The 25680-nt window shown below is 29.6% G+C and carries 18 protein-coding genes, 2 tRNA genes, 1 rRNA gene and 1 pseudogene; 3 read left to right on the top strand and 19 right to left on the bottom strand.

Features of this window, described 5'->3' with window-relative positions; all coding sequences use genetic code 4:
- Positions 1–32: 32 nt before the first annotated feature.
- Positions 33–749: pseudogene (tpiA, locus tag KW512_RS02020) on the bottom strand (triose-phosphate isomerase); the annotation flags it as partial.
- Between the two features lie 164 nt (positions 750–913).
- Between tpiA and KW512_RS02015 the strand changes: the two are divergent.
- A complete protein-coding gene (locus tag KW512_RS02015; RefSeq protein ID WP_258841181.1) occupies positions 914–2989 on the top strand; it encodes an ATP-dependent Clp protease ATP-binding subunit in 2076 nt (691 codons plus the stop codon).
- A 2-nt stretch (positions 2990–2991) separates the two neighbouring features.
- Here the strand turns inward: KW512_RS02015 and KW512_RS02010 are convergent, their stop codons facing one another.
- The 6 genes from KW512_RS02010 to KW512_RS01985 form a co-directional block, all read right to left on the bottom strand.
- The gene (locus tag KW512_RS02010; RefSeq protein WP_258841180.1) at positions 2992–5883 is read right to left on the bottom strand and encodes a P110/LppT family adhesin N-terminal domain; all 2892 of its coding nucleotides are present in this window, start codon (positions 5881–5883) and stop codon (positions 2992–2994) included.
- Positions 5884–5889: 6 nt separating this feature from the next.
- The gene (locus tag KW512_RS02005) at positions 5890–8973 is read right to left on the bottom strand and encodes a P97 family adhesin (protein WP_258841179.1); all 3084 of its coding nucleotides are present in this window, start codon (positions 8971–8973) and stop codon (positions 5890–5892) included.
- A gap of 17 nt (positions 8974–8990) precedes the next feature.
- Entirely contained in the window at positions 8991–9908 is a 918-nt protein-coding gene (locus tag KW512_RS02000) for an NAD(P)/FAD-dependent oxidoreductase (RefSeq protein WP_258841178.1), read from the bottom strand.
- Between the two features lie 109 nt (positions 9909–10017).
- On the bottom strand, positions 10018–10998 hold the full coding sequence (locus KW512_RS01995; RefSeq protein WP_258841177.1) for a prolipoprotein diacylglyceryl transferase: 981 nt from the start codon (positions 10996–10998) through the stop codon (positions 10018–10020).
- Positions 10999–11132: 134 nt separating this feature from the next.
- Complete coding sequence (locus KW512_RS01990) at positions 11133–11624, bottom strand: peroxiredoxin (RefSeq protein WP_010321223.1); 492 nt, start codon at positions 11622–11624, stop codon at positions 11133–11135.
- Positions 11625–11657: 33 nt separating this feature from the next.
- Positions 11658–11731, bottom strand: a tRNA-Trp gene (locus tag KW512_RS01985).
- A gap of 301 nt (positions 11732–12032) precedes the next feature.
- On the opposite strand from KW512_RS01985, the gene KW512_RS01980 reads away from it, so the two are divergent.
- Positions 12033–12197 carry a hypothetical protein gene (locus tag KW512_RS01980; RefSeq protein ID WP_258841176.1) on the top strand — a complete coding sequence of 55 codons (165 nt, stop codon included), beginning with the start codon at positions 12033–12035 and terminating at the stop codon, positions 12195–12197.
- Between the two features lie 6 nt (positions 12198–12203).
- Complete coding sequence (locus tag KW512_RS01975) at positions 12204–12893, top strand: hypothetical protein (protein WP_258841175.1); 690 nt, start codon at positions 12204–12206, stop codon at positions 12891–12893.
- A gap of 764 nt (positions 12894–13657) precedes the next feature.
- Here KW512_RS01975 and KW512_RS01970 read toward each other — a convergent pair.
- The 12 genes from KW512_RS01970 to rrf form a co-directional block, all read right to left on the bottom strand.
- Positions 13658–16087, bottom strand: a complete 2430-nt coding sequence (locus KW512_RS01970) for a PTS transporter subunit IIABC (protein ID WP_258841174.1) — start codon at positions 16085–16087, stop codon at positions 13658–13660.
- A 244-nt stretch (positions 16088–16331) separates the two neighbouring features.
- On the bottom strand, positions 16332–16601 hold the full coding sequence (locus KW512_RS01965; protein ID WP_069096525.1) for an HPr family phosphocarrier protein: 270 nt from the start codon (positions 16599–16601) through the stop codon (positions 16332–16334).
- A gap of 122 nt (positions 16602–16723) precedes the next feature.
- Positions 16724–16797, bottom strand: a tRNA-Gly gene (locus KW512_RS01960).
- Between the two features lie 64 nt (positions 16798–16861).
- Entirely contained in the window at positions 16862–17416 is a 555-nt protein-coding gene (locus KW512_RS01955) for a thymidine kinase (protein ID WP_069098528.1), read from the bottom strand.
- 83 nt (positions 17417–17499) lie between these two features.
- Positions 17500–18411, bottom strand: a complete 912-nt coding sequence (locus KW512_RS01950) for an ABC transporter permease (protein WP_010321029.1) — start codon at positions 18409–18411, stop codon at positions 17500–17502.
- Complete coding sequence (locus tag KW512_RS01945; RefSeq protein ID WP_258841819.1) at positions 18411–20129, bottom strand: ABC transporter permease; 1719 nt, start codon at positions 20127–20129, stop codon at positions 18411–18413. Before KW512_RS01945 ends, KW512_RS01950 begins: the two co-directional genes overlap by 1 nt.
- Positions 20122–21648: an ABC transporter ATP-binding protein gene (locus KW512_RS01940; protein ID WP_258841818.1), complete on the bottom strand. Its 1527-nt coding sequence runs from the start codon at positions 21646–21648 to the stop codon at positions 20122–20124. Before KW512_RS01940 ends, KW512_RS01945 begins: the two co-directional genes overlap by 8 nt.
- A gap of 81 nt (positions 21649–21729) precedes the next feature.
- Positions 21730–23061, bottom strand: a complete 1332-nt coding sequence (locus KW512_RS01935) for a BMP family ABC transporter substrate-binding protein (protein ID WP_258841817.1) — start codon at positions 23059–23061, stop codon at positions 21730–21732.
- 100 nt (positions 23062–23161) lie between these two features.
- The gene (locus KW512_RS01930) at positions 23162–23719 is read right to left on the bottom strand and encodes an inorganic diphosphatase (RefSeq protein ID WP_258841816.1); all 558 of its coding nucleotides are present in this window, start codon (positions 23717–23719) and stop codon (positions 23162–23164) included.
- Positions 23720–23763: 44 nt separating this feature from the next.
- Positions 23764–24561 (bottom strand): MAG0110 family membrane protein, encoded by a 798-nt coding sequence (locus KW512_RS01925; protein WP_258841815.1) that lies wholly within the window; start codon positions 24559–24561, stop codon positions 23764–23766.
- Positions 24551–25405, bottom strand: coding sequence for a DNA-binding protein WhiA (gene whiA / locus KW512_RS01920; RefSeq protein WP_258841814.1), 855 nt, complete (start codon positions 25403–25405; stop codon positions 24551–24553). Before whiA ends, KW512_RS01925 begins: the two co-directional genes overlap by 11 nt.
- Positions 25406–25503: 98 nt before the next feature.
- Positions 25504–25609, bottom strand: a 5S ribosomal RNA gene (gene rrf / locus KW512_RS01915).
- Positions 25610–25680: the final 71 nt, after the last annotated feature.

Genomic DNA, 25680 nt, shown 5'->3' with positions numbered 1-25680 from the left:
AGTGGATCTGTTGGGCATGCATCAGAAAATTTTACCATTTCATAAAATTGTTTAGGATCTAATGATGCACCACCAACAAGTATACCATCAATAAGTTCTGAATTTAAAAAATCTGCATAATTTTGTGAGTTAACAGAACCTCCGTAAATAACTCTAACATTTTTGCCAAATTCTTCTTTAATCAAGGACGAAATTTCATTGGCAATTGTAGCAGATGCTGTTTTACCGGTTCCAATTGCCCAAATTGGTTCATAAGCTATTATCGCTTTTTCGAAATTTAGCACGTGTTTTACAGCATTTATTTGTGAAATTATAACTTTTTTAGTTAATTTATTTTCGTATTGCTCTAATGTTTCACCAACACAAAACACGGGAGTTATATCGTATTTTTGTGCTTGTGAAATTTTTTGAGCTAAAACTTCATCAGTTTCATTAAAAAACATTCTACGCTCAGAATGACCAATTATTATGTAGCTAACACCTAAATCCTTTAACATTTTAGCACTAATTTCACCTGTGTAAGCTCCAGATTCGAACTGGCTAACATTTTGAGCAGCTATTTTTAATGTTTTAACTTGAGATTTAGAAATTTCACTTAATAAAGTAAAAGGAGGGGCAATCGCAAACTCCATTGTTTTAGCGACTTTTTTTGGATTTTTGTTAAAAAGCGCGTCAAATTCAAAAAGGAAATCATAAAATTCCTTTCTGATTTGATTCATTTTTCAATTCCCGATAACAATTTTTTTCATGATATAAGTAAAAATTATAACATAAATTAGCCAAAATAATAGCGTTATTTTTTAAGTTTTTACTTTAGATAAAAAAATTTTGGCACTTAATTGCTACGAGTGACAAAAATATGTTATAATTGTTTTTGCATTAATGTAAAAAAATAAAAATAAGGAAGAAAAAAATGGAAATTAAACTCGAAAATCTTGAAAAATATGCAAGAAATTTAACTAAATTAGCAAAAGAAAACAAAATTGAACCAGTAATTGGGCGAGATTCTGAAATTAGAAGAATTATAAAAATTTTGTCAAGAAAGACAAAAAATAACCCCGTTTTAGTTGGTGATCCCGGTGTTGGAAAAACAGCAATTGTTGAAGGAATGGCACTAAAAATAATTGCAGGACAAGTTCCTGATAATTTAAAAAATAAGCAAATTTTTGAACTTGACCTTACAAGTATTCTCGCTGGGGCCTCATATAAAGGTGAATTTGAGCGAAGAATTAAGGCAATTTTAACTGAAATTGAACAAAAATCTGATGAACTTATTATTTTTATTGACGAAATCCACTTATTAATTGGAACAGGTTCATCTGGATCTGATTCAATGGATTTTGCTAATATTTTAAAACCAATAATGGCTCGAGGTGGAATTAAATTAATTGGCGCAACAACAAATTCTGAATATCGACTTTATATCGAAAAAGATGGAGCGCTCGAACGAAGAATGCAAAAAGTTGAGGTTTCAGAACCTTCAGTTGTTGATACCATCAATATTTTGCGCGGAATTAAGGAGCGATTTGAAAATTTTCACCAGGTAAAAATTCTTGACTCAGCTTTAATTTTTGCTGCAAAAATGGCAAACAGATATATTTTTGACCGTTTTTTGCCCGATAAAGCCATTGACTTAGTTGATGAAGCTGCTGCTTCTTTAAAAGTGGAAATTAATTACCAACCAGAAAAACTAGAAAAAGCAAAGCGTGAATTAATTAATTTGAAAATGATGGAAATTAATTCGACAAATTCGGACAATGAAGATCTCAAAAAACAAATAATTGAGGTTGAAAATCAGGTTGATCAAATGCAAAAGGAATGAAACGACTCGCGAAATTTAGCTTCAAAAATTGCAAATTTGTCAACAAAAGTCGAAGAATTAAAACACAAGCAAAACACACTAATGGACCAAGGCGATTATCAGGGCGCTTCGCAAATCAAGTATGTAAAAATTCCTAAAATTATGGAAGAATTGGAAAATTTAAAGGAAAAACAAACTGAATTTTCAAACGTTCTTGATGAAAATCATATTGCAAAAGTTGTCTCAAATTGAACTAAAATTCCAATTGGCAAACTTTTAGAATCCGAAAGTCAAAAATATATTAATTTAGAGGAAAATCTTAGAAAAGTTATTAAAGGACAAAATCAAGCTTTAAAATCAGTTTCAGAGGCCATTTTAAGATTTAAGGCAAAAATTAATGACGAACAAAGACCAATTGCATCCTTTTTATTTGTAGGACCTACTGGTGTTGGAAAAACTGAAGTTGCTCGCGCACTTGCACAAAATTTATTTGACAATAAAAATCAAATTATTCGCCTTGATATGTCAGAATATATGGAAAAACATAGCGTTTCTAAACTAATTGGTGCGCCTCCAGGTTATATTGGTTTTGAACAAGGTGGAATTTTAACCAACAAAATTAGACAAAATCCATATTCGATTGTTCTAGTTGATGAAATTGAAAAGGCACATCCTGAAGTTATTAATATTTTTTTACAAATTCTTGATAACGGCGAGCTTGTTGATAGCAAATCTATAAAAGTAAATTTTCGCAACACAATTATTATTTTAACTTCAAATATTGGCGCTAACAAAATTATTGAGGCTAAAAAAATTGATGAATCTAACATCAAAAATGAATTATTAATGTATTTAAAACCTGAATTCATTAATAGAATTGATGAAATTATTGTCTTTAACCCTTTAAATCACGAGGTAATTTCTGAAATTATCCACTTAGAACTTGATATTTTCAAAAAAAGATTAATAGAAAATCATTTTGAGATAGATTTTAATGATTCTGTTATTGACTGAATTATTCAATCTGGTTATGATAAAAATTTTGGTGCTCGTCCTATCAAAAGATTTATCAAAAAAAATATAGAAAGTTTTATTGCTCAAAAAATAGTTACAAAAGAAATAACAGAAAATTCAAAATATAGATTGTCCTATAAACAAAATAATCTATATTTGGAAAAAGAAAAATAGTTTTATTTTAATGCTGTTTCAAAGGCTTTTTCAAAATCTTCTTTTTTGGAAAATTGGTTATTAAATTTTATAAAAAATCTAAACAAAACCTCTGATTTATCGGAGGTTTTGTTGTTTTCTTGGTCTCCGAAATAAAGGGTTAAATTTTTTGTTGGGGTTGCTGAAGAAGTTGAAGTCGTTGGAGCTGCTGGAGCTGCTGGAGGAGTTGGAGAAGCATTCTGAGTAGATCAAAAGTTTTTTTCTAACTCAACTTGGGGTTGATTTTTTGATTTTGAAGTTGCAATTTTTACAATTATCTTTTGAGAATTTTGACCTTGAGTTCCTGAAGTTGAGGATGAATTCTCATTAAGAGCATTGTAAGAAAGAACAAAATTAGTAAATTGACCTTCATCAACAGGCAAAATACCAATAATTTTTTCATTTTGGTTTGTACCTGAGCTAGTTGATTCAATGTCTGTTTTTTTTGAAACACCTATTAACCAAATTGGAGTATTATCAGGAATTGAATCTAAATTTGTTATACTTAAGCTTGTTAAATCGCTTTTTTTAGCTATTTTCTTAACTCAAATTAAATTAGGTTCTTGATTTGTTTGTTGATCAGAAGTTGCATTTTCTTCAGTAATAAATTTAAGGACAATTTTATATTGGTTAGGTTCTAAATTATTTTGGACTGAAAATGAATAAAAAAATGGATTATTTTCATCAAAAGCTACAGTTTTTTGAGTATTTTCATCGCTTTTATAAAATAATTTTAAATAAATGTCGTTTAGACTTGGATATAAAATTCCTGAATTTCTGACAAGTTTAACTTTCTTATTGGAAATTTTTGAAGAGTCAAGGCTAAGTGAAACTTGAGGGTTTGTAATTGATTTTAGACCTCTGATTTCTGAGTGAAATAAGTTATTTTCACTAGATTCGTCAAAATTATATCCGCCAGATCCATCAATAAAAAAACTTGCTTGATTTTCTTTGGCTAATAATAATTGAGGATTTGCTGGTGACAAGCCGGCTATTTTTATATCTTTTTCACCTAAAATTTTATTAAACCTGTCATAAATACTGATTGTTATTGTTAATTGCCCAGTAGAATTTTCAAAAAATAAATTATACTTAACACCGTATGAAAAAATTTGCTTAGAGTTAATTATATCATTCATTTTAGCAAAAATTTTTGCTAAAACTTCCTCAGGTTTGTTGTTTTGGTCAGTTTTTTTTCAGGCCGGAAATGTTAATGAATCTTTAAAAAAGTCTTTAAATCACGTCACAATTGCTCTTTGACTAGTTAAACTATCATAAGTTGGACTGCTTTCTAAATTAACAATTTCTAAGCCTTTACTTGTGTTTTTATTTTCTTGAAAAGAATAAAAAGTAGCATTAATTGACCTTAAATTATTAATAATTTCAACACCATCTAAATAATTAAACTTTTGTCTAACAATATAAAGATCATTATCCTTAATCACAGAATCCAAATATCTTTGTGCTAAGTTTGTAAAAGGTTTTAAAGTGTAAATAAAATTAAATTTACGGTAATTTTCTTGAGTTTGTGAATCATTTAAATTTTCTTGACTTGAATTTTCAGAATTATTTGAGCCAACATCTTGAAATAAAGATACCTGATTTTTAAGCATTTTTTGCCCTTGGACAGGTAAATTTTTTTGTAAATTTGATACACCTAAATTTTCAGGAGTTGACTGATTTTGGGTTAGTTTTTCAATTTCTTTAGCCTTAAAATCGATTTGAACCATAAGTTCAACTTCGCCAACTCGGTCCATTTGAACATTTGTCCCAAACAATCTTACATTAAAATTTGGTGAGGAATTTGTGAATAAATTTTGTAATTTTGATATGTCAAAGAGACTGTTATGATCGGTTTGGGACACCAAAAAAGTAGATAAAGATACATTTTTTGCAACAATTTCTTGAATTTTTTCGTCTTTTAAGATGATAAGTTCATCATTAGTTTTAATTAAATTATTAAGATAATTTGTAACTTGTGCATAATCTAATAAATTTGAAACTTTTAAATCAAATGTGCGAATTTTATTTTTATTTGAGTCAAAAATCCCAAAGGAAATTCACAAATTACCTGTTGAGTCGCCAATATTTTTAAAAATTATATTTCCGGATGAGTCTGTTTCAAAATCAAAATAGGTACCCTCAGGAAGATTTACTAAATTATCATTTGAATCTAAAAATAAAAAAGAACCAAATTTTTCAAGAGTTTTTTTAGCATCTTTTGTATTTTTATACTCATGATTTAGTGCTTGAATAAGCGAAAATGCGTTTCATTTTTGGTTTATTTGTGCTGTTTGTAAAACAAAAGCGGACTTTTGTTGGTCAATATTAAAGTTTATAAATGGAATGTCACCTTTGCCATTGAAGCCACGAATTGAGTGAACTTTTGAATAAGTTTTATTTGTAAATTGATCATGCGCTGAAAAAACAACGTTAATTAAATTATTATTAACAACTTTTGTAACTAGATCATCATTTTCAACATCAGATTTATTAATAGGATTGACATTAAGCTTTAAAAAAGGATATTTTGAACTAAAATTGGCAAGATTAAAAATTGTAGTAAGATGAAAATTAGACGCTGAATCACGAGATAAATTGAGAATTTGTTCGGCTGAATATTTAGAAAAATCCTCGTCAATTTGCATTTGATCAACAATTTTTTCAAATTCTTCATTTGAAAGTTGAATCCCTCTTTGATTAACTTCAGTTTTCTCTAAAACTCGCTGATCGACAATACCAAAATATTTTGACTCAACAAGCGAATAAGTCAAATAGGAGAAACCTAAAATTGCACCAATTGCGATAGGCCAAGTCGCCATAATCATTAAAGATCTGGTGTGTGAAACTTTTTTTACTATTTTAGTTTTTTTCATTTTTTCCTAATTTCGATTTAACTGCCTATTTGGCTTAATTACTGTAAAAATAAGCGGATATTTTGCTTCATTTTGTCCAGGTACAAAGGGCTCTAGATTATTTTTAAGTTGGTGTTGCGCGGTCTGAGTTGTAGGTTGTTGAGTCTGCGGTGGTGTGGTTGGTGGCGAAGGCGAAACTTGAGGGCTAGGAGAATTTTGCACTGAACCATCAGGATTATTTTGATCATTATCTACAATGTTTGGAATAAAAATTTGAGATTTTTCGCTAGAATCTAGATTTTTTACACTAAATCTAATTTTCAAATTTCCAAATTTATCCTTAAAAACATTATCTTTTTTATATACAAGACCATTACCATTTAATAAAGGATAAATTTGGACAAAAGTAGAAAAACCAAAAAGTTTTTTAAAACTCTCTAATGTTTGTTTAAAATCTTTATCTTGATTATTAAATTCAGAAGTTAGAATCTCCTCAGCAGTTTTTGAAAATGTAAGTGCTGTTGCAAAATTAGACTCATCAAGTTCTAATTTTAAAAGTTTTTGTGGAAAATTTAAAACAACATTGGACAAGATTTCAATTTCACTTTGAGAATTTTGATGTGTAAAAACATCTAATTTTAATGAATTAATTGGTGTTCTAAAAACAATTTTATTATTTGTAGCAGAAGTAAAAATATAATAATAACCTAATGTAAAAATCTCTTTTTGGGGATTATTACCGTTTTCAGAGGTCTCTTGATCGGCGACTTGAACTGGTGTTGGAGTTGAATTTTGCCCATCAGAATCGATTTGTTCTGATTCTTGATTGGCTAGAAAAACAATTTTATAAGAAAGATTTTCGCCAAGTGTTTCAAATTGCTTAACTAAATTATTATCTTTATAAGTTTCTATAAATAAATCAGAAAATGTTTGAGCATTTAATTCCGCTTTTGGCTGTTCGTTTTTTTCGTTTAAAGCCTCAATTTTAGAAATTAAGTCATTAAATCCCTTAATTAAATACTGATTTTGAAGATTTGAAACAATTTTATCATTAATACTCTTAGTTTCTGGGGCTAAATTAGTATCAGGGGCTGGATTTTCTGTGTTTTGTTGTTGGTTTCCTTGATTTTGGGGTTGCTCAGAATCTTGAGAATTTGTGCTGTTTTCAGAATTTTCAGTTTCTGTTTCTTGAAATTGAGTTGCTAGTGGGGTGGCAGTCTCACTAATAGTGTCATTTTTGGGGGTTGAATCAAGACTTTGAGTTTCAGAACTTTGCTCTTTATCATCAAAAGTATCAGATTTTATTTCCGCAAGGGAATTAAAAAGGATTCTAAGGTATTTTTGAGCTTCTTCTTTAGGTAAGGCTAAAATATTTTTTACAAAAAACATAAATTCTTGATTATTTTCAAAAAAAGCACGAGTATTTGTGTTATTTTCTAGTGTTATTGGAGTCAAAGTCCTTTTGGAAAACTCAGGAATAGTTGGAAAATCATACTTAAAAATTCAGGAATCTAAAATTTGAGTTTCAGGAAAGTTAAGATTAAATTTTGAGGAATTTATTAAAATATTATAAATTTCTTCATGTGAATTTAAGTCAATTAACTTTTGAATTTCATCTTTTGAAACATAATCAAAAGATGAAAAGGTTTGGGTTGGTCTACTTTTATCAGTGAAATAATCTAAATTAACAACTGGAATTTGACTAAAATTTTTAGGGTCAAATGTAGAAACATTTTGGGATTCAGAATTTTTGAAATTTCTTAAAACAAGCTCTGAAGTTTTAGTTAATTTTTCAGAACCATCATCATTAAGGGGATAAAAAATTTCAAACGGTATACGAACTAGCGATGAGTGCTCGTCTGCATCTAGATAAATTTTTTCAACTATAATATTAAAGCCAAATTTTTGCTTAATTTTTGGATCTAAGTCAGCATAATCGCTAAAATCAAGTTGTAAATCTGAATTAATAAATGAATTAAGGGCTATTTTTGCTTCTTCTGGTGTTTTTAATGTTTTTGTGTTTTCGTTATATTTAAGAAAATTATAAACTCAAGATATTGATTTTTGGGAAATATCAACTTTGTTTTCTTGATTTTCTTGTGAAAATTGATCAATTTTTAGATCTGATAGTTTTGGAATTTGTATAAAAACTTTAGGATCAGCAAAAGCGGATTTATTTTTAGCTGAATCAAACAGTAAAAAAGTAAAATTTTTAGTAACATTTGTATTAAAATTTTTTGGAAAAATATCTTTGGCTTCCTGTGTAAAACTAATTTTACCTTGTATTTCCAAAAAATCTGAATGCAATTGCGAAGGTTGGACTCAAGTGTTATTATTATTTTTTATAATTTCAATTGTGTAAGGAAAAACTAACTTATTTTCGTGTTTAATAGCAAAGTTTTTGTTAGTTAAAATTGACTCAAAGTCAAAGTCAAAAAAATCATGAACTTTTTTAATAAAACTTTCTGCGCTTTGCTCAGAATTTGCTTTTGCTAAAAAATCACTTGCAAGTCAAATGTTAGGAGAGGTTTTATTTTGTTCACCTCTAGAAAATGGTCTAATATTTTGAAGATTTATTTGGAGTGCTTGATAAAAATTTTCCAGAAAAAAAGTTGAATTAGGACTTATAGAAATTTTGTCAGTTCTTATATCAGATCTTATAATTCTTGAGTGATTATAAGTTTTAAGCAAAAATTCAACATTAAATTGTTGGTTGGCATCATCTGGCTGGACATCTACAAACTCAAGCCAAATTCCGTTTGGCAATTTATATGGTTGCAATCTTTTATGTTCAAGACTAAAAAGATCAAAAAAATCACCTTGATCTGTTGAGTCTTGAATTTTTTTTCACTCTTCTTTTAGTGAGGCATAAGTAGAAAAAGGAGAAACTTTTTGGGCATTAAAACTAAGAGCATTAATTTTAGTTATTATTCTATTTAAATCCTCAACAGTTGTTTGATAAGAATTTTTTTTAATTAAGCCAAAACCATAAGAAATACCGACTGAAATTCCTAAAACACCAAGAAATGATGCGCTTAAAGTAAGTCCTAGTAAAATTTTTGATTTTTTTGTTAAAAATTTTGTTTTGGAAAATTTCTTAACTATTTTCACTATATAGGAACCTTTTTTTACTTAATTCGATTGGTTAAAATTTTACCAACAATTGCACCGTCATTTGCAGCAGTAACAATTTGTCTAATTTCTTTTGTAACAACATCACCAACAGCATAAACCCCAGGAATTTTTGACTGTCCGTATTTGTCAACTGTAACAAAATTAAATTTGTCAAGAATTTCTTTATGGTTTTTTTGTAAAAAGCTAGTAGCTGGCAAAAAACCAATGTATGGGAAAAGTGACTTAATTTCTAGTGTTTTTTGCTCACCATTGTGATCAATAATTGCTGATTCAAGCGCACCTTCTCCTTGAAGTTCTAAAACTTTAGCATTAAATAAAATTTCAACATTTTTGTTTTTTTTGAGTTCTTCTATTAAAAGTGGCTCGGCGATAAATTTGTCATCACGAACTAAAACATAAACTTTTGAAGCTATTGAAGCTAAAAAACTTGACTCCTCAACGGCAGAATTTCCTCCTCCAATAACAATTGAAGGTTGGTTGGCATAAAAAGGACCATCGCAAACAACACAATAAGAAACACCTTTACCTTCAAAATCAAGGTAATTTTTAATATCTAACGGTTTTCTTTCGACCATTCCTGAAGCTACAACAACGGATTTTGCTGTGAAAGTTTTACCGTTTTTGCAAACAACTTTATGGTCAAAAGGTGAGTTAGACTCAATATAATCAACTTCACAATAACGGTGTTTTGTCCCGAATTTTAGTGAGTGTTTATACATTCTTAGCGCTAAAGATGCACCATCAATAAACTCATCTCCAGGTCAATTTTCAATTTTAGATTGTGAAACAAGCTTCCCTCCTGGGGCTCCTTTTTCCAAAATTAGAACTTTTAAATTACCACGAGAAGCATAAAGAGCGGTTGTTAGCCCAGCTGGTCCTGCTCCGATTATTATAACATCATAATTTTCCATGATTAAACCCCTTAAGAATAAAATGTTAATGATTATAAATAATTATATAATATTAAATTATAAAAAACATTAAAAACTAATGTTTTCCGTTGTAAAATTTCAATTTTGTCTAAGCCTCTAAAGTTTTTGGTTCTGATTTTGCAGGCTCAGAAAGGTTACGATTCCATCTTGTTCAAGGCAAACCAATGTAGCGTCTGTTTTCCTTTGTGTATCTTTCGAAAAATGCTATTTTTAACTTTTTATTTTCAATTTTTACATAGTAATTTGCGAAAAATTGAAAGCGGATGAACAACAAAATTCCCAGAATTATCATCAAAATTGCAATTACAAAATAATAAACATATGATTCTTGCCGTAAAAATTCCATAGAAGCCCGAACAATTCCGTAATATAAAATGTATAGTGCCCCTGTTGAACCTGGTTTGAGTCATGAAAAAAGGTTTAATACTCATACAATTACCAAGTAACCAAAAAGCGAAGTTAGTGATTCATAGAAAAATAATGGAACACGGAGTTGACCATTTGGTGCATGTTTATCGGCAATAAACATATTTTTTCGAATAAAATCACCTAATCAATTTACGGTTTTACCTTCAGGATCAAGAAATCCATAGACTTCGTGATTTGTAAAATTCCCTCATCTTCCTAAAAATTGACCAATTAAAACGGCCGGCAAGATAAAAGAAAAGGCTTTTCGTCAATCAAAACTAGCCCGTTTTCGATAAGCATAAATTAAATTTGCAACAGTTGGAAAAATAACACCTCATTGAATTGAAAGTCCACCTTGGCGAATATTTCATCACTGTTGTAATGATGTTAAATCACCAACCACTAAACGCTCAAGAATATATCCAAAACGTGCTCCAACAATAGAAATAGGAATTGTGATAAAAATCAGTGCGGCTAAATGATCAAATTTGTAACCTTCGCGCTTCCAGAAAAAATAAATTGTGATAATTGAGGCAACCATGCCCAAAACGACTGTGAGGGCATAAATTGGAATTCAATCCTGAATTAACCAAAAAGCCTCACCTTCTTTAAAAGGGCGTTCATTTATTAGGTCAGCGGGAATTTTTGTAAGGTCATTCATTGTTATTCCTATTTTATTTTGTCTTATAAATTATACCACTTTTTTTATTTTTAAAAAATAAATAAAAAATACACAATTAAATGTGCATTTCTTGAATATGTAAATAAAAATTAATTTTTAAGTTTTTAACAAAATTATGAAAGGTTTTGAAGATGTTTTTCTAATTGTTCAAAATTAATTTGATCGTGAACATCAGAATTAGGTTCAACAACTAAAACTTTTCCTTCAGAGTCAACAATAATATAACCACGATTTAATAAAAATACATCATCAATTAAAAATCCAGTAGCTAATCCAAAACTACGCAAACGATAGTCAGAATATATCTCCATATTTTCGGATAAATTTGCATTTTTTCACTGAGCAATCGCAGAAGGAAGGTCAAGTGAAACTGAAATAAATCTAAATTGTGAATATTTCCTTGATAAATCTCGGATGGATGTTGTTTGTTCATCGCAAATTTTGGTATTAATTGACGGAAAAATCGAAATTAGAGTTGTTTTTCCAAAATTTTTAAAGTCAACAACATCAAAATTTATATCACTAACGGTAAATTCTAGTTTTTCTCCTGGTTGTATTAATGATGAAACTAAATTATATGCTTTGTTCTTGAATTTTGTTTGCATCTTGCCACCTTTTGTATTTTAAAAATAATTTTTTGGCGGGGGTTAAAGGATTCGAACCTTCACTGATGGGTTTGGAGTCCATGGTACTGCCATTATACTAAACCCCCTTTTTCCACAATCTAATTAAATTATACCCTAAAAAAAGTTATAAATAAAAATTTAATGCTAAATAAAAAAATGTTTATATTTACAGGAAAATTAATATCCTAACTTACTAAAATTTTTAGCTAAATTAATAGAAAAATTCAAACAGTTACTTTTTTATCTATGGCTTTGATTCCACCGCTTTTGTTAATTTTTTCTTCTAATTTATTGATGGAAAAATTTTTTATTGTTTTTTAAACTTGTACTTAATATTATAAGATATAATAAGGCTTAATTATAGAAATAATAAATGTAGAGGTGAAAATGAAAAATTTAGAATTAATAAATATTTTAGCCGCAGGAAGGGCTTTAGAAAATGATCTTAAAGAAAAAATTAGAAAAATTATAGCTAATATAAATAAATTATCAGGAAATATAATAAATTTTGAAGATTTTGATATGGAGGAAATACTCGCTTGAGGGTATTAATTTTTCATGAAAGCAATAACTCTTCTTTTTAAATATGTTTTTTTAAACTGGGTGATTAAATTTTTTTACTTTTTAATTTATTTGTTAGAAATACTTTTTTTTACGTTCAATGCCGTTTACAACGGTGTTCTTATTAATCATCCAACGTTATTAGGCAAAATTATTATTTGGGGTTCAATTTCGGTATTATTTATTTTATTTTTATATTGTTTAATAAGATATGTTTGATTTATAAAAAAATATAAAAAAGAAGCATTAAATTTAACTAACAGTCAATTTGAAGAAAAGTATGAAAAATTATCATTAAAACCTCACTGATTTAATATTTTTAATATGATTATTCGTGATATGCGGGATTATCCTGATGAGATTGAATTCAACAAGGAGAAAAAAAACTTTTTATTTCACGTTCATTATAGAATCTTTATTTTGCAAATAATTTATATATTTATTTCATTTATTTCCATACCAATATTAACAATAATTATTGCGATTCTTCCTATTAAAACCACTTATTTCTCTATTCACTTTGCAATATATGTGATAGGTATGGTCATCATTACTATAAGTCACTTTTTTTTATATAAAATATCAGCTCTACTTATTAAAAACACAATTGAAGAAGTTTATAACAAATACAAAAAATCAATTGCATGGTTTTTTATGCCAAAGTATGTATCAAACCGTAATTTTTAATGTTTAGTTGTTTGTTTGAAACGGGAGTGTTCATAATTTGATGAGATAATCTTAAAAAGTGTCCGGTTTTTGGGTGCTTTTTAACTTTTTTGGCAAGAGTTAATTACCTATTTTAAAACACTGACAAAAATCGATTTATGGGTAAAATAACAAAAACCATAAAAAATACAACTACTATTTAAACTCAATGTAAAAAGAAAACTCATTTTTATTTACATTGAGCCTAAAAAACATATGAAGTTTTGAAAGAACAATAACTAAAAGCCCTAATTTCTAGATTTCTAAACGGGTAAATTTAAGGCATTGCATCACATTTAAAAACATGATGGAAAAGTCGCATTTTCTGATTTTTTATGACAAAAACATACTAATTCCTCCCTAATTCAATGTCAAAATTTATTAATTATTCTTAAGTGAGATTTATTATAACATAATTTTATTTTAGACCAAGCATTTTTTTTCTTTTTTTGCAAAAGTCTGAATTTAAAATAATAAAAATTAAGACTTTAGGTCAAAAACCATGGATTTAGCAGTACTTTTGCCTATTTATATTCATTAAAAAGTGAATTTTTACCTTCAAACTAGCAAAGTCAGGTATTTGCTTAGACTTTAACAAAAGAAGTTATAAATTTTGACAAAAGCAAATTAATAAATTTAGCATTGAAAAATTATTTGTATATTTTAGCCTAAAGTTAATTTAAAATAAAAACCGCGAAGTAATCGCGGCTTTTTTACAAAAATATTCTAAAATTTAGAGACCAATTTTATTGTTTTTTGACTGGTAATGATTGACCAACTAGCATTGGGAGTTGATCAATGTTTTGTAAAGGAACTTTAAATTCGAATTCTTTTTTATCTGACTCGTGAAGAATAACAACGATAATATCGGTATTTTTTATGTCTGATTGAGTTAAATAATCAAGATCGACACTAGCAACTTTATCTCCAACACTAATATCTTGGCCAGCTTCAACAAAAACCTCAATACCTTTACCTTGAAGTTCGACAGTATCAATTCCGATGTGAATTAAAACTTGGGTTTTATTATCTTTAGAAGCAAATCCAATTGCGTGTTTTGTAGCAAAAACCATTTTAATTTGACCATCAATTGGTGAAAAAATGTCTTTTTTACCGGTGTTTCCAACACGAATTGCAAAACCTTTTCCTAATTTTTCTTCAGAAAATACGCCGTCTTTTACTTGCGCTAATTCAATTAATTCACCTATTGCTGGAGAATAAATTTCTTCTGGCAAGTGGCAAGTTTTGTTTTCACATTTAGTCATTTCAACTTTTTCTGGCTTAGGTTGAGTTGGTTTGTTTTTCAAAATTGCGTCAATTTCGTCTTGAGACAGTGCTTTAATTAAATCACGTTGGGAATTAATTTTTGCATTCATTTGCTCAGCGATTGGTCCTAAAATTGCCTGAACATGGTGTTGTCCTTCAACTTTTATAGCAACAACGCCGGCAGCTTTTAATTTTTGTTCGTCAACAAGTGATAAGTCTTTAATGTCATAACGAAGACGTGATGCACAGTTATTAAAATTGGTAATATTATCAATTCCACCATATCCATCAACGATTGCAAGAGCTTGTGGGTCAATTGATGAGGCAGATCTTGAACTATCTTTACGTGCTAAATAATCAGATTTTGTATATAATTTGGTGTTTGTTCCTCTTCCTGGAGTTTCAAGGTTTTTCCATTTGATAACAAATAGGAAAACAAAGTAGTAAATTGGTGCATAAGCAAGTCCTACTACTAAAACTCACCAGAAATTAGTACCTTTTTGGACAGGAACGGCTCCATAAATTAAAAGGTCAAGAACTCCACCTGAGAAGGCCATTGGAATGTGAACTCCAGCTAAATTCGCAAACATGAAGGAAAGGGCCATCATAAATGCGTGGAATCCTCAGAAAAGTAGTGGAGATAAGAATAGGAATGTAAATTCAATCGGTTCAGTAACACCAGTTACAAATGAAGTTGCTGCTGCTGGAATAACAGTTCCTGCGGCAACTTTACGATTTTCTTTTGGCGCTGCCATAATCATGGCCGCTGCAGCTGCTGGAAGACCGAACATCATTCCTGAGAATTTACCGTCAGCAAATCTACCAACTTTGAAACCATGGTTTTCTAAAAAGGTAAATAATGGGATTGAAAATTCTTTCTCATCAACAGTGTAATCGATTGTGTTAGGAGCTCCTAATAAAGTAAGTGAAGCTGTTGAGTCACCAACATATTTATCTCCATTTTCACGGATGGCAATTAAAATATTTTTAAGTGAATCACCAGGAATTGTTTGTGCTTTAGCAATTACCTCAAAACCACCGCTGTCACCCGCCTTTGAAACAACTTCAATTCCTTGACCAAGAGCTCAGTTGGTGATAGTTGCACCCGCATCTCCTCCGGCTGATGAAAATCAAAGTGGCGCGTAGAAAACATGGTGTAGACCAAAAGGAATTAGAGATCTTTCGATGTAACCAAAAATAAATGACTCAAATCCATAAGGAACTTTTGCAAGTGAGGCACCAAAGAGGTTAAGTACAATTCCTATTCATGGTCAGAAAATTAGGAAAACAAAAGCTAAAAGCGCCATTACTGGAATTGTGATTAATGCAACAAATCTTTTACCTCCAAAAAATGAGATCATTTGTGGTAATTGAATTGTATGAAAGCGATTATATAGATATTGAACAACAAGTCCAACAGCTATTCCGCCAAAAACTGATGTTTGAAGCGCCCTAATTCCGAGAGCGCTACCAACAAGGTTTTTTAATCCGGCTGGATCACGTCCTGCACCAGAGAATAAAATAGTAACCCCGTTTTCAACATCAGTAATAAAGACTGATTGAATGCTTGAGAAAACAAGATATCCAATTACTGTTGCAAAAACAGCCACACCGGCATCATCAGTAAAGGCAATAACAAAGGCAATTGCAAATAAAAGCGGCAAACCGCCAAAAATAGGGTCACCTAGGGCTTGGATAAAGTCCCCAAATTGTTTAAGTGACGCGGATGAGGCATTACTTGCAATCGCAGCACCAACTCCTAAGAACAGACCAGCAATGGACATAACTGAGATTGGTAGCATAAAAGCGCCAGATATTTTGGACAAAATTTTACGCATTTTCCCAGCACCAGAGTTGTTGGTGCTCTTTCTTGTTTTTTCACTGAAAATTGATTTAAGTGAAATGGACATTTTTCTCCTTTCTTTTTTTGTATATATAAAATAATTAATTTGATAAATTGGTAAGGCAAAAAATCAAATTAATTACCATAATTTTACATTATTTTATAGTTTTTGCTAGAAAATAATTGAAAAATATATTTTTTTTCAATTATGGGTAAGATTTGACAAAACCTGGCAAAAAAATAAAATAAACCGACGTTTTGTCGGTTTATTTTATGCACGGTTTTTGCTATTTATGCAAGTTTTTGCTGAATTATTCAAGAATTAATTTTTCGGCGATAATTAATTCTTTGATTGCTTTTGCAGCTATAATTTCGTCTTCACCTGAAACTTCAATGGTAAAATTTGATCCCATTTTAATTCCAAGAGCCATTATGTTCATAATTGATTTGGCATTACCTGATTTTTCACCAGATATGATTTTAATTTGTGATTTGAATGTTGTTGCTAATTTTGCAACTTTTGAGGCAGGGCGGGCATGAAAACCAAGTTTATCTATTACTGTTCCTGAAATTATTTCCATTTTGTTCCTTTTTTAAGAAATTAAATCTTTTATAAATTATACATTATTTTGGAAAAATAATGTATAAAATGTTAATAAAAAAAGCGCATTCGCGCTTTTTTGAGAATTTGGACAACCTGATATGGAGCAAGTGAAGGGAATCGAACCCTCACAGTCAGCTTGGAAGGCTGAAGTTCTACCATTAAACTACACTTGCACTAGCAAAAAATAATTTTACCACAAAATTTTGAATTAGTAGAAAAAATATTTTTTTTTTTTTTTTATAAGTTATGACAAGCGCGACAACGCGCCTCGTATTCGGCACTATCGCCAATTAAGTTTTGTTTGTCTGATTTAACAAGACGGGCCGATGTTGTTGCAGCGCGCTTGCAAATTGTGCAAACTGCTTGTAATTTAGTGACATTTTCGGCAATTGCCATTAAATTTGGTAAAACACCAAAGGGTTTACGACGAAAATCCTGGTCAAGACCACTGACAATCACGCGAATTCCTTTGTTTGCAATTTTATCCAAAAAGGGGATAATATCTTCGGAAAAAAATTGAATCTCGTCAATTGCAATTGCCCCATATTTTTCTTTTGCAAATAGTTCTTTTATTTCTTGAGTTGTTTTAGCACTAAAAGTTGGAATTCTCAAACCTGAACGCGAAACAATTTCGCAATCAGAAAAACGGTTGTCAATTAAAGGTTTTATTACTAAAATCTTAATATTTGCATAAGTTAGAATTTTTATTCTTTTAATTAGTTCATCAGATTTTCCTGAAAACATTGGGCCGGTAATAACTTCAATAATACCTTCGAAAAATTTTTTGTACATAATAAAACCTTGAAATATTTTTTTCGTGAGTAGCTATTTTTTATTTTTTAATAAGGAGTTAGAATTATACTATAAATTTTTATTTATTTTAAAGATTTGTCATAAGGTATTCCGAGTGCTTTTGGCGCTAAATCTTTTCTGGAAGTAAGACCTAGAATTAAAATTGTAACTAAATATGGTGCTGCCTCAATAATTGCTAAAAAGTCACCAAAATTTCCGGCTAAGCTAATTGAAATTGTGTATAAAAATGAAAAAATTAAGCTATAAATTACAATTAAAATTATTTTTCAACGGCCCATTATTAAAATTGTTAGCGATAAAAATCCTAGCCCCTGAACATCGCCTGTAAAAGAAGATCCTAGATATTGGAAATAAAAAGCGCCTGCGGTTCCTGCAATTAAACCTGAAAGAAAAACTCCAAGTCATTTCATTCTATTGACATTAATTCCGGCTGCAGCAACGGCGTGTGGATTTTCACCAACAGCTGAAAATCTAAGTCCAAATTTTGTTTTGGAAAAAACAAACCAAGTTACAAAAATTAGTGCTGTTACAATTAGTAATTTTAGTGAAAAAATGTTTAAAAATGTTCTATGTGGACCAAAAGCAAGTTCATTTACTGGAGACTCAAAGCGACTACTATTTCCATAAATTTTAAGCAATGCAAATGCAATTGCTGGCGCCAAAATGTTAAGCGCCACACCTGAGATAATATGATTTCCTTTCAGTTTTATCGTTAAAAATCCATGTAATAGCGAAAATAATCCTGAAAAAAGCGCTGCAAGTGGGATTAGTATTAATTGCATCGCCATGTTTGAAACATCAAAAAGAATTGAAAAAAGACCATAAACTGTAGCCCCAATAATCATAACTCCGTTGATTGCAATGTTTACAACCCCCGCTTTTTCACTATAAAGTCCGGCTATCGATCCTGTTGTTATTATTGAGAAAAAAACAAAGAAAAGCGCTAAAATTGGAATAATTGTTTCTAAAGTCATTATTTTTCCTCCGTTTTTAAAGGTTTTTTAGCTTTTTGATCTGCTTTAAAATTTTCAATGATTTCAGATTTTAGACTACGAAACTGAAGGTGATGTTCAATAAGTTGCTGTCAAAAGGCGTTAAAATTATTTTTCGCATCAAAATAACCTAACTCATTTAGTTCGATATTTAATTTACGCCTTTTTTGGTTCATTTGCTCAAAAAAGGCTAATTTTTCCTCAACATTTTCCGACTTAAGTGCCGAATCTAGTCCAGATTTGTTTTTTAATTCGCTCTTTTTTTGCTTTCAAATTGCGACGTTGTCATAATTCTTAATTTTTAAGTATGCTCTTTTTAATAAGAAAAGTTTAATGTTTATTTTTTGAATTTTTATGTAAATTCAAAAAATATTTACTTTTTGGTCTAAAAATAAAGTTAAAAGTTCTGCCTTAATATTTTCAAATTTAGTAATTTCTGTTTGCAAATTCCTAATTTTTTCCTTTTTTTCAGCTTTTATGAACAATAAACTTAAATTACTGTAGGCAGAAGTTGGTGACTTTATGTTTGCATTTTTTGCATTTTTAGCACTGAAAAATCGGCCTGTTCTAGATAAGTATCAAACATTCATCGTTCATTTTAGAGGTTTAAAGTGAATGAAAATAACGGATATAGCAGATAAATACACTATAATTCCAATAATAATTTGTGTTGTTTGTTGATTTAAGGCGATTGAATGAGCCTCAAGTGCGTTTGTTCCAATTAGAAGAACTGAGTAAAAAAATGATATTGGAATTATTCCAAAAGGCGAGTTAAAGGCTAAAAGCGCTAATAAAATAGCATCAAAACCTTCTCGTGGCATTCCGGCCTGAATTGTAAAGGATCTTCTATAAAAAACATACCAGGCAAAACCGGCAATCCCGCCGACAATTCCTGAAAAAGTCATCACTGCAATAGTTGTTTTTTTATTATTAATTCCAGCATAATTTGCAGCATCTTTATTTTGACCAGTAATTTTTATTGAAAGGCCAATTGAGGTTTTTTGCAAAACAAACCAAATTAAAAATGCAAATAATAATGATAAAAATAGCATTATTATTGAAAAATTACGGGTTAAAAATATTGATGTTAAAAATGACAACTCATTTATACTTTGTGAAGTTAGTGTTGTAGTTTTAAATCCAATATCAAGACTTGTTGATGTAAGGAAAAATTTACCAATATAAAAAATTATTCAATTTAATAAAATTGTTGAAATAACTTCATTTATTTTCAAATAAGATTTAAGAATACCAACTAGCGCACCCAGAATTCCGCTTACTAAAATACCTAAAAGTGCGGCTATTAATAACCGAGCATAAATATTAATTGATGTTAAATTTAAAACAATCATCAAGGAAACTATCCCTGAGATCATCATTTGTGCCGGAAGACCGATATTAAATAACCCTGATTTAAAAGGAATTGCAATTGCAATACTAGCAAAAATGAAAATTGATGTAATTAATAGCAAATTTCTGATTTCATTTCAGGCAAAAGCGATCTTAAAAACAATAGTATAATAAACTTGAAGCGGATTATATCCAAATGATCAGATAAAAATAAAAGAGACTAAAATTCCAAAGAAAATTGCCCAAAAAGTAGACAAAATCTTTTCAGATAAGCTTTTAGAACTGTTTTTTTCTAATTTTTTAAAGAAAAAATTAGAAAAAATAGAAAAATTAATTTTTTTCTTAATCATGATTTAAACCTGCCATTAGTCTACCTATTTTATAACGGTCAATTTCATTTGCAAAATATTTTTTAGAAATTTGTCCTTTATTGATAACGCAAATTGTATCAGCTAGCGCTAAAACTTCATCAAGTTCGTATGAAATGAGTAAAATTGTTTTATTTTTGTTTTTTTCTTCAAGAATTTTTTGATGAACTAAATTTATCGCCCCTATATCAAGTCCGCGAGTTGGTTGAACTATTAAAAGTACTTGGTGATCAGTTAAAATTTCGCGTCCTAGAACAAATTTTTGCTGATTACCCCCGGATAAAAGTCGGGAATTTTTTTGGCCGGTTTTATCTCCTCTTACATCAAAAAGTTCAACAATTTTAGCGTATAATTCTTGAACTTTTTGAGTTTTTATATATTTTTTTGAAACATATTTTTCGTTTTTCATGTTTCTTATTATTGAATTATCTAAATTTGGCAAATCTAAAACTATTCCGTATTTATGGCGATCGCTAGGAACATAAGAGATTAAACCAAAACGAGAAGAAACGCTTGAATTTTCTAAGTTTATAGGTTCGTTGTTTTTGTTGTAAACAAAAATTTTACCTGTTGAATGAATTAGTCCTGAAATTGCAAGTTCGACTTCCAGTTGACCGTTGCCTTCAATACCTGCAATTGCAAAAATTTCGCCTTTGTGAATTTCAAAGTTTAAATTTTCGATTTTTTTATCAAAAGAAGCGCTAAGATTTTCAACTTTTAATCCAACTTGAGTGAAATCTTTTTTAAGTAAATTTTTTGAGCTAACAACTTTTTTACCAACCATTGCCGAAGTCATCTCGGAAATACTGATGTTTTCGAGACTATCAAAGTTGGCAACTACTTCTCCATGACGCAAAACGGTCGCAGAATTTGCAACTTGTTTAACTTCGGATAATTTATGTGATATAAAAATTATTGTTTTGCCGTTTTTAATAAAAAATCTTAAAATATCTAAAAAGGAATCAATTTCTTGTGGCGATAAAATTGCTGTTGGTTCGTCAAAAATTAAGATATCTGAATCTCGATATAAAATTTTGATAATTTCAATTTTCTGTTTTACAACCACAGAAGCATCGCCGGTTTTTTGGTCTAAATCAAATTCAATATTGTAAATTTGCTGTATTTTTTTTATTTTTTGACGGGCAGATTGTCGATTTACAACACCACGGTGGGTAAATTCCTGACCTAAAATAATGTTTTCAAAATTAGTATAAGCATCAACTAGTTTAAAATGTTGGTGAACCATTCCTATTCCCAAGTCGCTTGCACGATTAGGGTTGTCGATAAATGATTGCTTTCCGTTTACTTTTATTTGCCCCTCATCTGGTGTATAAATTCCAAAAAGTGTGGACATAAGTGTTGATTTTCCGGCACCATTTTCGCCAATTAGTGCATGGATTGTGTTTTTTTTAACTTTAAAGCTAATGTTTTTATTAGCAAAAAAGTTACCAAATTTTTTTGAAACACCGATAAACTCAATTACATTTTCTTCTCTTAGCATTTAACTAAATATTACCAAAAAAAATTAAAAAATCCAGACAAAATAGCCTGGATTTTTTCTTGACTTTAAAAAGGGCTGAAATTATGCGTTAATTTCAGAAACAAGCTTATTAATTCGAGCTTGTTGATCAGTGTCCATCTCTGGAATACCTAATGTCTTACGAACGTCGCTTGCATTTGCTGTTTTTTCGTCAAAATGTTTTTTTGCATCTTCGATTGCTTTATCGGCTAAAGTTTTATCTGAATCTGGTAGGGATGAATCGGCAATGTCGACAAATTTATCTTTATATCCAAGTTTTACAAATGCATTTTTTTGAGATTGAACAAATCCGCCTAAATATTTTGAACTTGATTTTTTAGTATATAGATCGGCAAGAACTGAAAAAAGTGAATATCCTAAATTTTTCAAAATTGATGTGAAAAATCTTCTTCGCGCATTAGTATAAACTAGTGACTGATCAGTATCAACCCCTATTAAAAAACGGTCATGATCTCCTGCGGCAATATCTGCAAAAATTCCTGTTAGTGGGCCGGCCACTGCTAGTAATGTTGAAGGAGAGCCATTTGCCGCTAAACCTTCAAGTGTGTTTTTACTTGTTGCATTGACAGCAAAATTTGTATCTAATTTGATTGTACTAGCGGTAATTTTAGTTTTTTTGGTAGGATTTGCGGCATTATATGCCTTAATTCCGGCCAAATATCCAGCAATAAAGTCAGTAACAGCGGCAAACGCTCCACCACCTACAGTTATTGCAGAACGTCTGGCTGCATTATTTGGATATTTAGCAGCTAAAAACGCTGCATTTGCATAACCAGCAAGATATCCTGCTTCTTCAGTTTTATAATTTAAACCAATGTATTGCCCTTGTGGAATTACATCATCTAAACCAGATAAGTCAATTCCGATAACAATTATTTTTTTACTAGTAAATGATTGTTTGTTTTCTGGAAGAGCAAGTCAAGTTTTTAGGGCTTCAGTGTGTTGAAATCCAGAAAGAACTCAAATATTTTTATTTGTGTTAATTAAGGAATTATATTTTTGTGATAAACTATCAGTACTACTATCAATTGGGGTAATTTCTGCACCTGTTATTGCAGCCATTTGTTGAATCGCTTCTCAACTTGATTGATTAAAAGATTTGTCAGTAACAGTTCCATCGGCTGTTACAATTGCAATATTCATTGCAAAATGTTTGGTAGGGTCTGCTTTTGCTGCACTTATTTCATCTCTACGGGATGAAACTAAATTAGAAATTTTGGAAACATCAGTAATGTTTTGTGTTTGGCCTGTACCAGGAGTTTCTTTTTTTGGGCCATCATTTGTGTGGCCATTGCCACAACTAGCAATAATTCCAATTACAGAAACTGGAAAAACTAGACCTAGTTTTAAAAACTTGTTTCACTTAGTTTTCATATTCTCCTCTAAAATTTTAATAATGTTTTTTTTGTTGTTTTGTTATTATAACATAAAAAAAAACATTTTTTTGCTATGTTAACAAAAAAATGTTTTTTGATTATTTTTGATATTTTTCTGGGAATTTTTCTTGCATTGTTTTAAGAAAATCTTCTTTTGAATAATGGTGAAAATCTTCATAAAGTTTAGTGCATGTTTCAAATTCTTCAATCGCCTCGTCAAGAGAGATAAATTTTGAGACTTTTGTAATTCCGGGACGTTTTCAATTTTTATAATTGCTGAAAAAATAATGAATTGAATCTAATCACTCCTGAGGTAGACCGTCCATTGAATTAATATGATCTAAACGATAGTCATCATGATGAACTGCAATTAATTTTGTGTCTATCTCGCCGTCATCTATCATTTCAAGGGCGCCTAAAATTCTAGCATTTAGTTGTGATCCGGGTAAAAATTTTTGGCTAGAATAAACTAAAACATCTAATGGATCACCGTCTCAATCTAGTGTCTCAGGAATGCTGCCATAGTTAGCTGGATAAACAAAATCACCACGAAGAATTCTATCAACAACTAATTTTTTAGTTTTGGGATCAATTTCATATTTGATATTTGACCCTTTCTCAATCTCAATATCAACTAAAATTACTTTTTTTTGCATAAAATCCTTAAAAAATATTTGAAAATAGAGCTAAATTATATATTTTAACGTCTGTTCAAAAGTCTTAATATTTGAATGACTAAACGAAGGAAAGAAATATATAAACCAAGTGCATTTGCGATTCCCAATCTTAAAAAAACACGTTTAATTTCTCTTTCACTATTGTAATGGGTCAAAATTACAGATGATTGATTTCTTATAATTCAAAACTCATATCCGATCATTCCTAATGTAACTGTAATAGCGACAAATGAGTATAAGATATCTACAAATGTGGAAAAAACAAAATAGGAAACAATTAAAAGAGTTAATTCAATAAAAATACCAATCATAATTAAAGGTAGTAATTTACCAAAATTAATAACTTGGAAGTAACCTAAAATTCCAATTAGAGCCATTATACCACCAGCGCCACCAACCGCTATCATTATATAGTTACCTTGCCCTAAGGCTATTTGAATAGTGAAAATCAGCGGAATAAGGAAAGAATTAGCCATTACAAAAACAAAAAAGAGCAAAACAAGAACGATTGTTGGCGGGTTATCGGCTAATGCTCATTTATTTATATAATATCACAGGCCAAAATTTACTGCAATAAGTAAAAGAAAAAATATTAAAAGTCCAGCAAACCTTGATGTAATACCGGCAACCATTCTTAAATAAATAGCAAATAATGAGTCTATTGATAAAATTGCAAACGTAATTAAACCAACAAGTAAAATTGCAATACCTAATCACATAATGGAAAAAGACAACAATTTATTTGTTAATTTTTTTGTAGCTTCATCGGCTCGGCTATAAGCACGATAATCTTTGCGGTCAAAAAAAATATTATTGTGCATTTTTCACTCCTTTTTCTAAAATTTTATTAGATTTAACAAGCCAATAGTTTAGGCCTGCTTTTGTTCTAATAATATTATACTCTTTTTTTAAAATTTTGCAAATTTCTTGTAAACTTAATTCAGGATTTTTTTGACGAATCTCGAAAAAAATTAATTCTTGGTCGCTAAATTTCGATGTTAAATTGTTTTTTTGAATTAATTTTCATTTTTTAATAAAGTTTGTCGATGATTCACTTATTTTTTTGGCATTTTTTATGTCAAAATTTGTGATTCGGTTAGCATTAAGATAATGATCACGTTCAATCCTCAAAATTTCTAGTTTTGAAGCTTGCTCAAGTGCACCGATAGCCATTAAAAAATAAATTATTTCGTTAACTTTTTTTAAGTAAATTTTTAAGCGGTTCTGGTAAAAAATTTGCTTAAAAGTGAATTCTAATTGATTTTGACGCAAAATATTTAAAACTTTTTCACATTTTGATTTATCCAAAAATGAAATTTCAAGGTGGTAAGATTTTGACCCTAGCGGTGAAATCGAACCTCCTCCTATAAAGAGTCCAGCAAAAAAATATTGGATATTCTCAGGTGTTTTATCAATTTTAATTAATTTTTTCTCAATACAGATCCAATTTTTGTTTTTTCTAGTTTCTGAAAAATTTAATTGAAATTTTCTAAAAATTTCAATTAATCGAGAATTAATTTCATTTTTGTTAATTCTTAGTATAAAATAGCTTAGGTCATCATCTAGCGATGATGAAAAAATTAAACCTTTAACTAAGGAATTAAATTTTGGTCGAGTTAGTCGATTTGCTAAAATTTCAAGTTTTGCTTGTTGACTGAAAGTCATAATTTAACTCTTTTTTGCCTATTTTTAGGCGTTTTTTCGGTTATTTTAACTGCTTTTTGTTATTTTTACTGTTTTATTATTTATTTAAGAAAATAAAAAAACAGTAACTCCCTATTTTCCTATTTCTAGTATCGTCGGCGTAAAAAGGCTTAACTACTGAGTTCGGAATGGGTTCAGGTGATCCCTTTTGCTATTGTTACTGTTATGTTTATAATTATATCACAAAAAAATTTTTTTGCAAAATATTTTTTTTTTTTTTTTTTTTACAGGCAGGA

The sequence above is a fragment of the Mesomycoplasma ovipneumoniae genome (assembly GCF_024758565.1).
GTDB classification, from domain to species: Bacteria; Bacillota_I; Bacilli_A; order Mycoplasmatales; family Metamycoplasmataceae; genus Mesomycoplasma; species Mesomycoplasma ovipneumoniae_B.
Note: the sequence above shows the minus strand (reverse complement) of the source record. Positions and strands in the feature narration are given on the sequence as shown.